Genomic DNA, 15336 nt, shown 5'->3' with positions numbered 1-15336 from the left:
TATTTATGTTAAAACAGTTTAAAATTTTAAATATACTAATCAATATAACAAAAAAATAACAAAAACTTATCTCTACAATTGATTAGGGTCAATTCCCATTTGACGTAAACGTTCTGCCAAGCGTTCTGCTCGTTGCTGTTCTTGTTCTAACTGTAGTGCTAATAGCTGCGATCGCTCTTCACTACTCTCTAACTGTATTGCTAATAGCTGCGATCGCTCTTCACTACTCAATAAAAGATTCCCTTGTAAATCCCACCAGCGTAGCCAAGGGGCTGCAATATTGTTATATTGCCCTTGCCAAATGCCTAATTCAACGCCCATTCGATGAATAGAATAGTGACCTCGTTCATTAGCTGGCACTAGTTCATAGTGACCGTCTATTAGGTGATATACTTCCACCAAGGCTTTATTTACTTCATAAATGCCATAAAATGGCACCCGAATTGCCTGCTCATACACCCAAAATTTCCCAGTTAAAGGTGTTTTGTCTCGTTCCTCTGAACCATCACCAGACACAAATTCTAAGACAATTAATGGTGCGATATATTCTTGCCATAACACATAAGAACGGCGAAACTTACCCTTTAAAGCTGGTGGTACATTAGGTACATAAAACCAATCAGGTGCTTCTGCACCTCTTTCTGGTGGTTCGGTCAAACGCCAGTAAATACCGCAATCTTGACCAATACAGTATTGACGATCAGGATGTAGTTGCTGCAATACACTTGTAATCGAGTCGGTCAGAAGGATACTTTGAGGATGTTCTTGAAAGTTCTTCACAAAAGTTCCGTCTGATTCTGGTAACTCTGTATGGTCTGGAAGATGGGTAATGCCTAGTTCAGAAGGTTTGGCAAGAGTCATAGAACTTTGGCGGTGTCTGGAAAATAGGGAGTGGGGATTTTCAAGCCTTTGCTGTCTGCTTTATTACATGGGTGTTTAGCTTGAAGACTTATTTATATTTATTTTAGGCTGAGTATAGGGGAATCAGGGGAAAGATAAAACTCTTGACAAATGACAAATGACAAATCGGTATATTATTTTTCACAAACCCTATGGAGTTCTCAGTCAATTTACACAAGAAACTCCTCAGCATAGTACCCTAAAAGACTATATCCAAATTCCTGATGTGTATCCTGTGGGGCGTTTGGATTGGGACAGTGAAGGATTACTGTTATTAACTAACGATGGACAATTACAACATCGCTTGGCTCATCCTCGCTTTGGACATCAACGTACTTATTGGGTACAAGTAGAGCGAATTCCCGATATAGATGCTATAACCAAGTTGCAAATGGGTGTAGAAATTCAAGATTACCGCACTCAACCAGCACAAGTCAGGCTATTATCAGCAGAACCACCCGTAAGCGATCGCATCCCACCAATTAGATTTCGCAAAAATGTGCCGACAGCTTGGTTAGAGGTAACTCTCAAAGAAGGGAAAAATCGCCAAGTACGGCGAATGACAGCATCTGTAGGTTTTCCGACCTTGCGTTTGATTAGGGTAAGCATAGCCAACCTCCAGTTAGATGGTCTACAACCGGGTGAGTGGCGTGACCTCACTGACTCTGAACTGAAATCGCTGCATAATTACCCTCAAGCGCGTCTAGGCAGGTAAAAGCAAGTATACTGTCAGAAAATCAATGATCATCTTTACATAAGTTTTTATTTGGGAAATTTAGCCCAAATCAAGTTAAAAAGTAGTAAAATTCCTGCTTTTTATCCTTACCTATTAAAATCAGCGCTTGGGTACAAGTTAAAGTCTTATGAGTCGTAATCAGCAATCAATCTGGCATCGTGATCGCCAAAAACAAGATATCTTGTCCACAACCCCTACGCGCCTGGAACTTGTGCCGGAAAAATCTCCTAGTGTAGAACTACGCACAACACAAACGCTGTATCGTACCCAAGAAGAACCCCAGTGGAATCGTGAGTTGTACGACAATCTTCCCTCTATTTGCTTCAGTTTAGATACAACAGGGATAATCTTATCTGTGAACCAGTTTGGAGCATCCCGTCTTGGTTACAAACCTGAACAATTGATCAATCAGTCTTTTTTAAACTTGTTTGAGCAATCAGATCAACAAAGGCTATCTAATGCATTCACAGAACTGTTGAAAACTTCACCCAATAGCACAGTTACTAATTGGGAATTTCGCTTGCACTGTCCTGCAACTGAGATAGTCTGGTTAAAAATTGTAGCGCGGATATTGCCGGGAGATAGGCAATTTACTAGAGAAAAAAAGCAACTAAAACCAGGATTAACAAATCTTCCCACTACATCATCATGTCTAGAGAAAAATTTGATAATTCTGATGATGTGTGAAGATATTACTGCTTACAAACAAGCAGAAGATACCTTTAAAGAAGTAGAAATTGCCCTTAAAAAAATTCAAGAAGCGGTGCGATCGCAATTAGAGGAAATGGCAAGCCTCAACTGCCTCAAAGATGAATTCCTTAGTGCAGTTTCTCATGAACTACGCACACCACTAACTAATATGAAAATGGCTATTCAGATGCTGGGAATCGCACTGCATCGAGAGCAAAACTTTTTATTAGAAATGGCAAAGCCACAAACAGAACGCTCTAAAGCTGCTCGCTATTTTGAAATTTTAGACAACGAGTGCGATCGAGAAATTAATTTAATTAATAACTTTTTAGATTTACAACGACTAGATACAGATGTTAAACCTTGGGTTTTAGAAACAATTCAAGTACAGCAATGGCTATGCCGGGTAGTAGAACTATTTAAAGCACGAAACCGCAATTTATATCAGCAAAAATTGCAAATCGAGATAGCGCCTCATCTTCCCTCACTCATGTGTGATCCATTCAGTCTAGAACGGATCTTAATTGAACTACTAACCAATGCTTGTAAATTCAGTCCTCCAGATGCAGAAATTATTGTAACAGCGCAATTAAAATCTCAACAAATCCAATTTCAAGTGGTTAATTTTGGGATAGAAATACCTAGCACGGAATTATCACGCATTTTCGATAAATTTTATCGCATTCCCAGCAATGACCCTTGGAAGCAAGGTGGCACAGGATTAGGACTAGCATTGGTACAAAAACTTATCAGACATCTAGGAGGAACAATTGAGGTGGAAAGTGGGTCAAACCGTACCTGCTTTAAAGTTCAATTACCATTGAGTTAGCTTAGTTAAGGAGATGAGGAAGCAGGGGGCAGTGAGCAGGGGGAGAAATAAAAAACACCAATACTTCGACTCCGCTCAGTACAAGTTCCCAATTCCCAATTCCCCATTTATGAACCAAGATCTGAAATATTAGCTAATATGCGTCACAATTAATACTGCTACCAATATTCACTGGTGAAACCACAATTTTTTGTAGGTCTACTGTCAGCAGGGGCGGCCAATTGTGGCACTTGGGATTTTAGTGGCTAGAAGCACCTGAGAATGGGAATTAAGGAACTTCCATGATGCTGATTTGCCCTCAGTGTAAATTTGAAAACTCGGATACTAACAAATTTTGTCAAAGCTGTGGCACGTCCCTGATCCACAAGGTTTGTCCTGAATGTAGTACCTCTGTACTTGTGAATGCACAAAATTGTCAAAACTGTGGCACCGAATGCGGCACAGTTTGGTGGGCGATTATTGCTAGAAAAAGAATTTCTGAAGGGGTATTAGAAAGTAAGGGAGTTAGGGAGATGTGGTACCCTGCGGGTTCTGCTTCGCAGTACGACTCCGCTCACCAACCGGGAGATGAGGAAGTAATATCTTCCTCATCTCCCGGATCTCCTTGTGTTGGTTTTCAACTCGCATTAGGCTCATACTTAGACCAAGAGCAGCACTATCAATTGTTAGAACCTTTGCCAGATGAGGAAAAAATTGCTACTAGCTCTGAATTCGGTGTGCGAGTTTTAGATTGTCAACCATATCAAATATCACCTATTGAGGCAATATTAGCCAATCAGCAAAAAGGGCTGGTAACACCATCGGTGGGAGCTAGTGAAATACCTAATTTGGCTAAACTTTATATTAGTTTACAGTCTCAAGTTTACCCAGCAGGAATTCCGTTGGTTCATGATGCATGGCAACAGGATGATGTACAAGTAGTACTGATTGAAGACCGCTCAAACTGGCAGCCTTTACTAGACCTCTGGCAAGAAGAAAGCACTAGTATGTTACAAATATTACAGTGGTGCTATCAAATGACCCAACTATGGACAGTATTGGAACCAGTGAATGGTCGTCAAAGTCTTTTAGATCTGTCTAATTTGCGGTTGGATGAAGACCAAACGCTGGGACTGCGACAATTATATTTGGAACCATTGAATCTGCAACCTGCTGCTGAGTTACCAGAAGATGCACAAGCGCAAAAATCTGAACTGTTAACTATCCAAGTATTGGGACGGGTTTGGCAAAGTTTATTTAGACAATCACAAAGGACTCAATTTGGCTCTATAGTGCAGTTATTGGGTGATTTAGAGTTAGGAAAGATTGAAGCGATCGCTCAATTACAATCACGCCTAAAGGCAATTTTCTCAGAACTAGAAGCACCTCCAACTGTTCCTCCGCAACCAGAAGATTTTCCCACTGCAACCACCAACCTACAACTAGATGAGTCAGATGAATCAGAAGATATCTTTGCCAAAAACGATGATTCGCCAACAGTTGTGCTTTCAATGCAGTTGAGCAGCTTAGAAGATGCAGGACGCACAGATGTGGGACGTCAACGTCAACATAACGAAGACTACTTTGGTATTGAAACAAAAATTTACAAACTAGAATTGCCCAAAAACAGAGTTCTACAAGCCCACGGTTTGTATATTCTTTGCGATGGCATGGGCGGACATGCTGGTGGCGAAGTAGCCAGCGAGTTGGCAGTCAACACCCTACGCCAATACTTTCAAGAACACTGGATTGACAACCAATTGCCAACAGAAGAAAGCATTCGTGAAGCAGTTTATCTAGCAAATCAAGCGATTTACGAACTCAATCAACAAGATGCCCGTTCTGGTGTTGGGCGCATGGGTACAACTTTAGTAATGCTTTTAATTCAAGATACTGAAGCAGTAGTTGCTCATGTCGGGGATAGCCGCCTCTATCGTTTAACACGCAAGCGAGGACTCGAAACAATCACGGTAGACCATGAAGTTGGGCAACGGGAAATTACCAGAGGAGTAGAAGCGAGCATCGCTTACGCCCGCCCAGATGCTTACCAACTCACCCAAGCTTTAGGGCCCCGCGACGAACACTCTATCAATCCCGATGTTGAATTTTTTGAAATTAATGAAGACACTCTGCTACTTTTAGCATCGGATGGTTTAACAGATAATGATTTACTAGAAACCCATTGGCAAACTCACTTAGAACCTTTGCTTAGTTCTAGCTCTAATCTAGAAAGAGGCATTATGGACTTAATTGATTTAGCAAATCAATACAATGGTCATGACAACATTACTGGTATACTTATCCGGGCAAAAGTGCGTCCAGATATGGAGAGTCAAAGGTAGTGGGGAATGGGGAATGGGGAATGGGGAATGGGAAACTAGTATTTTTTATTTCTCCCCCTGCCCCCTGCCCCCTTGCCCCTCATCCCTAACCCCCAATCCCTTACCTCTTAGGTCGTAATGTGATTATCTTGACACTGTTAGAACCGCAACAAAAAACATCGCTCAAGCAGTGGTGCTTTGAAAACTCTTCTGTGATTCGGATTGGTCGAGCAGCAGATAATCACGTTGTTTTAAATGATAGTTTGGTTTCTCGACATCATTTAGAACTTAGGCAAATCAGTTCTGCTGGTAGTAATGGTGTTTCTTGGCAGGTGATTAGCCAAGGTACGAATGGTACTTTTCTCAATGGCGTTCTTGTCACTAACAACTTGCTACCTGATAATTCCCTCTTGCAACTGGCACAGGGTGGGCCAATATTGCAATTCCAAATTCAGGAGGTGACAGCATCAAGACCTTGGTTACAGATGCAAGAAACTCAAGAAACGGAGGAAAACACTGATCCAACAGTGTATTCAGGAAGTAGAACTCCATTAACCTACACTTGTACGCACGAAGGTAATGCACCACAAAATTTGTTTTGTATCCATTGTGGTCAACCCATCTCAGTAGAAAAGACAATTCGCCATTATCAAGTGCTAAAAACCTTGGGACAAGGAGGTATGGGTACTACTTACCTTGCCTGGGATGCAATAGGTTTGACAGGGGGTAGACCTCAGCTGTTGGTGTTGAAGCAAATGAATGCTGATATGGCCAAAATTGCTAAGGCTCAAGAATTATTTGAGCGAGAGGCGTATACTCTCAAATCTCTCAATCATTCTGGAATTCCTAAGTATTACGACTTCTTTGTAGAAGGTGGCAAAAAATACTTAGCAATGGAATTAATTCACGGACAAGATTTAGAAAAGCGTATCTATACTAATGGGCCAGTGACGCCCAACCAAGCGATCGCCTGGATGATCCAAACGTGCGATGTCTTAGACTATCTCCATAGCCAAGACCCCCCACTGATTCATCGCGATATTAAACCCGCTAATCTGATGGTACGAAATGCCAATAATCAAGTAGCAGTGCTAGATTTTGGTGCTGTTAAGGAAATTGGTACAGCACCTGGAACTCGAATCGGTGCAGAGGGTTACTGTGCCCCAGAACAAGAACGAGGCCAACCTTTGACTCAATCCGATTTGTATGCGATTGGGCCGACGCTGATTTTTTTGCTCACAGGGGAGAATCCCTTCAAGTTTTATCGCCAACGAGGGCGCAACTTTAGGTTTGATGTGGCAAAAGTTCCGACGATCACTTCTCAATTAAGAGATGTCATTGACCGTGTTACAGAACCACTGCCGCGCGATCGCTATCAAGATGCCAAAGAACTTGTTGCTGCACTAGCAGCATGTTACTAAAGAAACTTGGTACTGGGGACTAGGGACTGGGTAGAGGGGGTTTTCCCATTACCCAATCCCCTATACCCAGTACCTAATCCTTACCCTTCGTCCCAAGCTTCCACAGCTAGCAATTCACTAATTGGGTCTTGCATACTAAATCCAAAATCGAGCAGCTCCTGTTTCCAGTGCTGCCATTCATTACCGTATAGCAGAGCGATTTTCCAAATGCTATCGGTCTGCTTGATGATATTTGATTCTACTAGTGATTGCACGTTACGCTGCAATTTCACCATAGGGTGAATTACTTGCTGAGTCATAACCTCAAATTAATTCAGATTTTATTTGGTAAATGCTTAATCAAAACTGCTTTCCTTTTTGCAATTGTCGCCGGCTCGTAGAGTGCTATATTTTGGCAAAGCGAGTCTTAACTTTCTAACTATACCATAACAAACTCTAGTCATTTCCTGAAAATTTCGGTTTTGTACGGTAATTACCACCATAAAACTCTAATCTTCTCAGAAATTGTCTTCAGCTACGAACCTAAAACCTAGTTCTCTACAAGATTGCACCCATAGCATAGATGGGGACTATCTGTAAAACTTTATTGTTTTTAGTCACCAGATACGTAATTTTTGTCAAAAAGTCAGTAAAAGCTGGTTATTTTGGAATTTTTTCGATTAACAATGAAGTTTGCAATTCATATCTAAATATTATTTTAGATATAAATTGCAAACATCTGCGATTAAATAAATCTTTTGCAAATCTTTATATAAATTTAATATTGTGGGGACTGGGGAACTTGTGCTGAGCTTGTCCTGAGCAAAGCCGAAGGGCAAAGTCGAAGTATGGGAATTGGGAATGGGGGTATTGGGGAATTGGTTATTTCTCCCCCACTCCCTACTCCCCACTCCCTACTCCCTCTCTATAGGTGCATCGGGTAGTTTGCTCCATTCGTGCCATGAGCCATTGTAGTTAAGTACATGCAAATAGCCCAATAAATATTTCAAGATAAACCAGGTGTGTGCTGATCGCGCTCCTACGGCACAGTAGGTGATAATTTGGTGATCTGCGGTCAGACTCCTGCTGCTGTAAAGTGTCTGCAATTCCTCGAAGGATTTAAAAGTTCCATCTGCGTTTAAGGCGAGTTCGTAAAAGATATGAACCGCGCCAGGGATGTGACCTGCACGTTCTGTTGCTTTTGGAGGTTCAGTATGGAACCATTCACCACTATACTCTTGGGGCGATCACACATCTACTAAAATACGATCTGTCCGTCTAATGGATTCTCTGACATACTCGTGTGATGCGCGCAGGCTGATATCAAGGTTTTGTAAGCGATACTGACTCGGTTTCACAACTGGTTGCTGGGCTGTTAATGGGCGTCTTTCTGCTATCCATTTGCGGCGCCCACCGTTGAGAATGCGTACATCATGATGACCAAAAACTTTTAAGAACCAAAAGATCCATGCTCCAATGGCAGGAATATCGCCATATGTAATTATGGTTGTATCATTTGTAATACCGGAACGAGTCAGCAATTCTTCCAAGGAAACCGGATCAAAATTTGTCTGGTAATTAGGAAGTAAAAACGCGGTGAGCAAGTTCCAGAATACTGCACCAGGGATGTGTCCGGTATCGTATGCCTGAGAATTTATATCTCCTTCTATCAAGCAAATATTGGAGTTATCTAAATGCTCAGCAAGCCATTGAGTATCAACGATGACTTCAGGGTGTGCGTAATCAAACATCAATCTTTGCCTCATTGCTCAATTAGCATAAATTTCATCGTCTGGCGTCGGAAAAACTAGATGCCGCGCCCGATGAACTAAGGTTGTGGAAACAGAAAAAAGCATAAATCCGATGAGTGGATGAAGCACTGCTAAAGGTAAAGATGATTTGAGGTGAATTGTCAAAAATTGCATTCCTAGCAGCACTGGCATACTTACAGTCAGACTCCGGACTCTTTGAGGAAATGGATTCAAGAACACCCATACCAACAAAAGTAGTGACAGCCAACTGTAACCACGCACCAACCAAATGTGGATTTTCCACCACTCAGGGTTATGAAAATATGCTATGCCCACGGTTAAAACTTGGGCCAAAAGACAGATATTAAAGAGTGAAGCCACACGAGAAAACCAAAGCTGACTTCGCCTTAAGGATGCTTGTACGCTGTCGTCAGAAATAGGAGTTATGGTCATGCTAGAGTGATCTTGCAGATGAATCAAGATGAGCTAAAACTAAGATATTTCTGATTCTCTGGTTAATCTAGTCCTCGATCGTGTACAGTTTGCGACAGGATATCTCTATCTCAAGCTGACTTCTACGCCCAAGCTAAATAATCATGGTAAATTCTTTGCAGTCTCTATTTCAAGCGATCGCCCATGCTCGTAATGAAGAAGAATTAAGACAGCAGATCATGGTTAAAGTTGGCGAATATTTTGCCGCCCAACGTTGGGGAATTTTTTTCTTAGATCAACTTCCCTTGGTCAATGCCAATCTTCCAAGCATGGCGAAATTAGCTGTATCCGTAGAACATAATCCAGTTTTACGCTACCTCATTAAACAACATGCTCCAGTTCATGAAGGATTGTTATTATCGCCGGAACTTTGGCGGGTAATTTGTCCGCGTCCTGATCATGGACATGTGATGGCTGGGCCAATTGTCAGCAATGGTTGTTTGGTTGGTGGAGTTGGTTTTACCCGTCATCGAGATACACCTGCTTTTAATACTCAAGATTTGGTTGATTTGAGTGCCCTTTGCTTGCATCTTTCAACCTGGCTAGTAACAATACAGTCGCAATCTCCGAAATGTGATTTTTCACATGTAAATTCTTTAACACCCCGCGAGATTCAAATTGCCGAACTGGTGGCACAAGGACTCACAAATGCCGAAATTGGCTCAACCTTGTGGATTCAAGAAAATTCTGTTAAGCAAGCCTTAAAGCGCATGTTTCGCAAGCTGAAAGTTTCGTCTCGTGCCGGGATGGTTGCACAACTAGTATCTAGTACATCGGTTTCTCAACTGAAGACCTAGCTTTTATGTTGTTGATCACATTACAAAGGTGATTAAAATCACTTGCAGTTTGTTATTTTAACCGTAATATCCTTTAATCATATGCATAGCAAGAATATGTTTAATAGACTGATGCAATTTTCAAAAGTCTAGTGATAACAGTTTTCAGATGCATGTACAAACCAGTCAACAAACAAATTACATGAGGAAAGTATGAAATCTCACCTAAAGCCCTATACTCAACCTAAACTTACTGTTTTTGGTGATGTTCAAGTTTTAACCCAAGGACTCAAAGATGGTTCAGCTTTGGATAAAGATTTCCCAACAGGGACTCCTAAAGGTAAGCTAACTTTCTCTGACACTTATTAGGCTAGCAATAGGGTGTTAGTTAAGATATGTGATATATTCTTATACCTCTAGTCTAGAGCAATTAGGTGTTAAGAATATGTCACTATTAATATTGCATTAGGTATATTCATCTTGAAATCCAAAAAAACACGATTTGGATTTCTATCACAAGATTAAAATTGTAAGCATTGCTGATAGAGACTTTTATCGTTTTAATAAAACTCAACTACAAGCAATGCCAGAATTTTATCTGACGTAGCTTTCCAAATCGTGTGAGAAATCAACAAACAGCAAATAAGCTGTTATTGGATAGCATAATGGTTTTTGGCAATTTTTCAAATATTTTTTAGAGAAAATTGGTGTCCTGTAAAAACTTTAGAATAGCTGCATTCACCATTTTAAATGCACCAGTAGAAGCATCGTGACAGCAGTTAGGTAAAATTTTTAACTTGGAATTGGCAATGCAACGGTGTAATTTTTCACCATGTCTAGCCGGAAACCAACTATCTTGTTCACCCCACAAAATTAATGTGGGACATTTAATAGCACCTAAATTATCTTGAATCTTACTCAGCATATTTGGTTTATTGGTTTGCCAATTCTCAATTTCCAGTGCTGCTATTTTTAGTTCTTCTGCAACTTTGGCAATAGTACCAGGTAGTTCAATAAACGGGTAAGTTATCCAGTATATATCTTCCTCTGTTAGTGTTGATGGGTCAAATAGCACCTTACGTCTTTCTATTGCCATTACTTCTCTAAAGAGAGGCGCAAACAGATATGCTAGGCGTAGGGAGTCAATTGTTTGCAATATTTCTGTAGGTGTGTGGGCAAGCAACCACATAGCCCAATGGGGTAAGCTTTCAGTAAAGATAGGTACATTAACTACTACTAATCGCCCGATCAAATTGGGGTTTCTTTGAGCAAGGGCAAGGGCAATTAATCCTCCTAAAGACTCTGCTACAATCACTGCTGGTTCATCACATAACTCTTGAATAACTCGCTCAAATTCAATAATTTGATGATCGTTATGTTCAGGACGAGATAATGGTTTTTCGGAAAAACCATAACCTTTAGCATCAAAACAAATGACTCGAAAATGCTTAGATAATGGTGTGATGCTGTAGCGCCAATTGTAACTCCAACTGCCCATACCGTGTAATAAAACTAATGGTTTACCTCTACCTTTTTCACCATAGGCAATTTTTACAGGATAGCCTTTAGCATCACTAATAATTAGATTTTGCCGTCCTTGCGGAAAAGTGGTTTGCCACCAATCTTTCATTCTTGTGTTAATAATTTGCCAATAACTAATTTAACTGCCAGTTAAGACTTGCCACAGCATTCTAATTATTATCACAGGCAACGCTACTAAGACAATGGCAATCAATAATAATCCTGCAAAAACCGCAAAGATAAACCATTTATTAGCGTTGTTTTTTTGGCTGGGAAACCTTAAGTAATCTTCCAATAGCTTGACATTGTGAGTGTTAGCCGTCCAAGCAAAATCAAAAAAGTCACCTAATATCGGTATGGCACCAACTAAGCTATCGACAATTACATTCACAATCATTCTGCCTAAAGTGGCACTGGGTACACCTAGTCGTGCGGCTTCTAGGATAATGTAGCAAGAAAGCATGACTCCTAAAAAATCACCGCCAATAGGTATAAGTCCGATAATTGGATCTAGACCAATTCCTACTTGTGTACCAGGAATAGTAATATAATTGTCCAGTAGGCGACTAATTTGACGTAAGCGTTTTAGGGTGGGTGCTTTCGCATCAGGTTCAATCATCGAAAATCGAGATGTGGAATCAGGCATTGGAGCGATCGCTTATTTGTATTGGATTGTTAGATATTTTACTGCCCTACTGAGATTTTTCAACTATTTCTATGATTGTGAATTTTGTGACTGCGCTTTGGAGCGCATATCTTCGCCTACAGTCACATTTAACTGATCCCCCACTAATAAAACCGAGGCACTCATCCATAGCCAGAGCATGAGAACAATCACAGCTCCGACAGCACCATATACTTTATTATAATTGCCAAAATTCGCGACATAAAGCCGAAACAGTCCAGATAAAATCGCCCAGAAAACAGCAGCGATAATTGCTCCTGGCATCATTGGTGTACCTGAGTTCCACACACTAGGGCCATAGCGGTAGATAAAGCCGAATGCGGTGGCAACGATACCTAAAGCTAAAGGCCAGCGTAACAGTTCCCAAAGATGCAGCAAAAAAATCAAAGAACCATTTTTATGCACTACCATTTCTAATAGTAAATCGCTGATAAACACTAAAAAAGAAGCCAACACAAAAAGCAAAAGAGTACCAATTGTCAATCCCAAAGACACGAGTTTGGCTTTCCAAAAAGGGCGGATTTTTTCTGATGGAATTTGGTGAATTTGATCAAAGGCAGTCATAGCAGTACTTATTGCTCCCGAAGCAGTCCAGATTGCTAAGACAAAGCTGAGAGAAAATAAACCACTGTTTTTGGGGTTGGTAATTTCTGTAGTAGCAAAATCACGAATTAGAACTAGAGCTTCTTCTGGGGCAACTTGACTAATTTGATTTGCTAGTTGTTTAAATGTATCTTGCAGGGATTCTTCAAATAAACCGATCGCTGTGATCAGAGCAAGAATAGCTGGAAATAGCGATAACATTGCATTGAAGGCAATTTCTGAGGCAAGTCCCAAAAGTCTTCTTTCGGTTGTCCTGGCAAAAGTTTTCTTGAGTATACGCCAATTGAGGTGACGAAAAAAGCGGACAAAACGAGGATTCGCCATGAAATTTTGCATAAACACTAGTCAGATTCTTCATTAATGTGCCAAATTTAACTGGCGATCGCATCTATCTTTTTACTACATTTTTCCGTAATAATACTGCTTTTGGAGGGTGAAGGGGAGATGAGGGAGTGAGGGGACGCGGAGAATAATCGATGACAATTCCCCAGTCCCCAATCCCCAATCCCCAGTACCCAGTCCCCAGTCCCAATGACTATGAATCAAAACTTAACACAACAATGGTTGGCGGAAATTCAGGCAATTAAACAGCAGATGGCGCAATTGCAACAAGAGCGCGATGCTGCTTGGGAAAGTGCTGAAAAATGGCGTCAACTCTACAATACAGAGGCAGAACAACGCCGTCGAGATACCCATTTATCTCAAGTAGCGATCGCATCTTTAAAAGCAGAAGTTGAAAAGCCCCAAGGTATTGAGGCAAGAATATATGTTGAAGATACAGCAGTAACAGCTATCCAACAAGAAATAGCAGAACTTAAATCTGTAGAGGAGTTACAAGCTAAACTGATAGCGGTGGTTAAAGAGCGCGATCGCTTGGTGCAAGCTTTAAAAACTGAGCAAGAAAACCATGCTCAAACCCGTAAAAGTCTTACTACGGCTTTGGGTGATGCCATAGATAGTTTGGCACACCAGCGAGCAGAAGCAGAAACTGAAAATTCTTAACTGCTTATGAAGAGGGGAGTGGGGAGTGGGGAGTGGGGGAAGTTCAGTTCTATACCCTTGTTGTGTGATTGATTACATAGGCGTATAGCGTAAAAGGGATTGTGTACTGGGTGTAAAATCGAACTGTTCCCTGTTCCCTTTCTTTGTAATTAATTTTTCTTAGACACAGAAAAGTATTGTCGGCTGGCGATCATTAATTGATCCCAAAGTTACATGATTAGGAAGGTGTTTCGAGGTACGGTTATCTACTTGAGAAATCCCTCCTGCGATCGCTGCTTACCTAAGATAAGACGCGGTAGATTGGATATGTAGCTTACAAAGCCAATTAAAAACTCGCTTGCTTGTGACGCGGCATTACTCCCTCAGAACTCCTACCAGATGAGGAGAAATCTTAACCAATACCCTTTTTCAAGCGATTGTATGTATTATGCGTAAACAACTACAACAGACCATCAAACCGCTGTTAAAAGTTTTCTTTGTCCTCAGCTTAGTGTTGACTTTGGCACTTGGTCACGCCGATGGAGCATTAGCCGCCCGTAGTGGTGGTAGAATTGGTGGCGGTTCCTTCAGAGCGCCTTCTAGCCGCACTTACACACCCCGTACCTACGCGCCTGGTGGCGGTGGGGGATACTACGCTCCTTATCCTGGCGGTGGATTTGGCTTTCCTTTCTTGATTCCCTTCTGGGGTATTGGGGGAGGGTTTGGCGGTTTGTTTACTATCTTAATCTTTTTGGCGATCGCTAACTTCTTGGTGCAAAGCTTCCGCCGTGCCTCCAGCGGTGAAACAGAAGTCGGTTACAGCGATAACCCCACTGTTTCTGTAAATCGTTTGCAAGTTGGTTTGTTAGCGCAAGCTCGTGATTTGCAAAGTGAACTCAACCACATTGCCGAAACTGCTGATACCAACTCCCCAGAGGGGAGAGCAGAAGTGCTACAAGAAGCTAGTTTAGCTTTACTGCGTCATCCTGAGTATTGGGTATATGCAGGTGTTGGAACTCAGCAAGCAAAGCTTAACTCTGCTGAAGCACAGTTCAACCGCTTATCATTAGCAGAACGTAGCAAGTTTAGTGAAGAAACTCTTTCTAATGTCAACAACCAGCTAAAAGCAGCTCTTGCTAACGAAGCTTTACCACCTGCTGGTGAACTCGATAATCCTACTCGCCTCATTAGCGAAGGCCCTGGAGAATATATCATCGTCACTTTGCTGGCGGCGACATTGGGTAAATTTGAAATCCCAAAAATTAACAGCACTGATGACTTGCGTCAAGCTTTGCGGCAATTTGGTAGTATGTCTAGCGATCAACTTTTGGCAATTGAAGTACTTTGGACTCCGCAAGCAGAAGGCGATACTTTAACATCTGATGATGTGTTGGCAGGGTATCCCGATTTGAGACTTGTTTAAAGACTGAAAATTAAAGAGACGCGTCATGGTGCGTACCAAAAGCCTCATCAGAATTCTGATGAGGCTTTCATTTAGCTTGAACCGACAGAAGCCCCACACTGTATTCAGTGTGGGAGTATAAGAAAAATTTTAGCCAGATATATTTGCTTTTATATAATTTTTAGCTGAGAAAAAGCAAATATTATTTATTGTCAAATCAATAGACCTCTTGCAAAAGTCGGATACTCGCCAGAAAATAAATTTTCTGGC

Annotated in this window: 15 protein-coding genes and 1 pseudogene; 8 read left to right on the top strand and 8 right to left on the bottom strand. The window is 41.3% G+C overall.

Going from position 1 to position 15336, the window contains the following annotated elements; all coding sequences use genetic code 11:
- Positions 1 to 72 precede the first annotated feature (72 nt).
- Positions 73 to 861 (bottom strand): Uma2 family endonuclease, encoded by a 789-nt coding sequence (locus AC5JMF_RS14265; RefSeq protein ID WP_495796384.1) that lies wholly within the window; start codon positions 859 to 861, stop codon positions 73 to 75.
- Positions 862 to 1018: 157 nt separating this feature from the next.
- On the opposite strand from AC5JMF_RS14265, the gene AC5JMF_RS14260 reads away from it, so the two are divergent.
- From AC5JMF_RS14260 to AC5JMF_RS14245, 4 genes are all read left to right on the top strand, one after another.
- Entirely contained in the window at positions 1019 to 1615 is a 597-nt protein-coding gene (locus tag AC5JMF_RS14260; RefSeq protein WP_495796383.1) for a pseudouridine synthase, read from the top strand.
- 148 nt (positions 1616 to 1763) lie between these two features.
- The gene (locus AC5JMF_RS14255) at positions 1764 to 3155 is read left to right on the top strand and encodes a PAS domain-containing sensor histidine kinase (protein WP_495796382.1); all 1392 of its coding nucleotides are present in this window, start codon (positions 1764 to 1766) and stop codon (positions 3153 to 3155) included.
- 284 nt (positions 3156 to 3439) lie between these two features.
- Positions 3440 to 5476 (top strand): serine/threonine phosphatase, encoded by a 2037-nt coding sequence (locus tag AC5JMF_RS14250; RefSeq protein WP_495796402.1) that lies wholly within the window; start codon positions 3440 to 3442, stop codon positions 5474 to 5476.
- A gap of 119 nt (positions 5477 to 5595) precedes the next feature.
- Entirely contained in the window at positions 5596 to 6876 is a 1281-nt protein-coding gene (locus tag AC5JMF_RS14245; protein WP_495796381.1) for a protein kinase domain-containing protein, read from the top strand.
- Between the two features lie 80 nt (positions 6877 to 6956).
- On the opposite strand, the gene AC5JMF_RS14240 is transcribed toward AC5JMF_RS14245, so the two are convergent.
- The 4 genes and pseudogenes from AC5JMF_RS14240 to AC5JMF_RS14225 form a co-directional block, all read right to left on the bottom strand.
- Positions 6957 to 7175: a DUF4327 family protein gene (locus AC5JMF_RS14240; RefSeq protein WP_495796380.1), complete on the bottom strand. Its 219-nt coding sequence runs from the start codon at positions 7173 to 7175 to the stop codon at positions 6957 to 6959.
- Positions 7176 to 7769: 594 nt separating this feature from the next.
- A pseudogene (locus tag AC5JMF_RS14235) lies at positions 7770 to 8054 on the bottom strand (sulfurtransferase); the annotation flags it as partial.
- A gap of 48 nt (positions 8055 to 8102) precedes the next feature.
- A complete protein-coding gene (locus tag AC5JMF_RS14230; protein ID WP_495796379.1) occupies positions 8103 to 8606 on the bottom strand; it encodes a sulfurtransferase in 504 nt (167 codons plus the stop codon).
- A gap of 18 nt (positions 8607 to 8624) precedes the next feature.
- Positions 8625 to 9059, bottom strand: coding sequence for a DUF6220 domain-containing protein (locus AC5JMF_RS14225; protein WP_495796378.1), 435 nt, complete (start codon positions 9057 to 9059; stop codon positions 8625 to 8627).
- Between the two features lie 143 nt (positions 9060 to 9202).
- On the opposite strand from AC5JMF_RS14225, the gene AC5JMF_RS14220 reads away from it, so the two are divergent.
- Positions 9203 to 9895 (top strand): helix-turn-helix transcriptional regulator, encoded by a 693-nt coding sequence (locus AC5JMF_RS14220; protein ID WP_495796377.1) that lies wholly within the window; start codon positions 9203 to 9205, stop codon positions 9893 to 9895.
- A 192-nt stretch (positions 9896 to 10087) separates the two neighbouring features.
- Entirely contained in the window at positions 10088 to 10243 is a 156-nt protein-coding gene (locus AC5JMF_RS14215) for a hypothetical protein (RefSeq protein ID WP_495796376.1), read from the top strand.
- Positions 10244 to 10568: 325 nt separating this feature from the next.
- Here AC5JMF_RS14215 and AC5JMF_RS14210 read toward each other — a convergent pair whose 3' ends face one another.
- From AC5JMF_RS14210 to AC5JMF_RS14200, 3 genes are all read right to left on the bottom strand, one after another.
- A complete protein-coding gene (locus AC5JMF_RS14210) occupies positions 10569 to 11504 on the bottom strand; it encodes an alpha/beta fold hydrolase (RefSeq protein ID WP_495796375.1) in 936 nt (311 codons plus the stop codon).
- 30 nt (positions 11505 to 11534) lie between these two features.
- Positions 11535 to 12041: a DUF4112 domain-containing protein gene (locus AC5JMF_RS14205; RefSeq protein WP_495796374.1), complete on the bottom strand. Its 507-nt coding sequence runs from the start codon at positions 12039 to 12041 to the stop codon at positions 11535 to 11537.
- 69 nt (positions 12042 to 12110) lie between these two features.
- Positions 12111 to 13007, bottom strand: a complete 897-nt coding sequence (locus AC5JMF_RS14200; protein WP_495796373.1) for a YihY/virulence factor BrkB family protein — start codon at positions 13005 to 13007, stop codon at positions 12111 to 12113.
- A 213-nt stretch (positions 13008 to 13220) separates the two neighbouring features.
- Between AC5JMF_RS14200 and AC5JMF_RS14195 the strand changes: the two genes are divergently transcribed.
- Together AC5JMF_RS14195 and AC5JMF_RS14190 are read left to right on the top strand one after the other, a co-directional pair.
- Complete coding sequence (locus tag AC5JMF_RS14195) at positions 13221 to 13685, top strand: hypothetical protein (protein ID WP_495796372.1); 465 nt, start codon at positions 13221 to 13223, stop codon at positions 13683 to 13685.
- A 427-nt stretch (positions 13686 to 14112) separates the two neighbouring features.
- Complete coding sequence (locus AC5JMF_RS14190) at positions 14113 to 15087, top strand: DUF1517 domain-containing protein (RefSeq protein ID WP_495796371.1); 975 nt, start codon at positions 14113 to 14115, stop codon at positions 15085 to 15087.
- Positions 15088 to 15336: the final 249 nt, after the last annotated feature.

The sequence above is a fragment of the Desmonostoc vinosum genome, from assembly GCF_059505385.1.
Note: the sequence above shows the minus strand (reverse complement) of the source record. Positions and strands in the feature narration are given on the sequence as shown.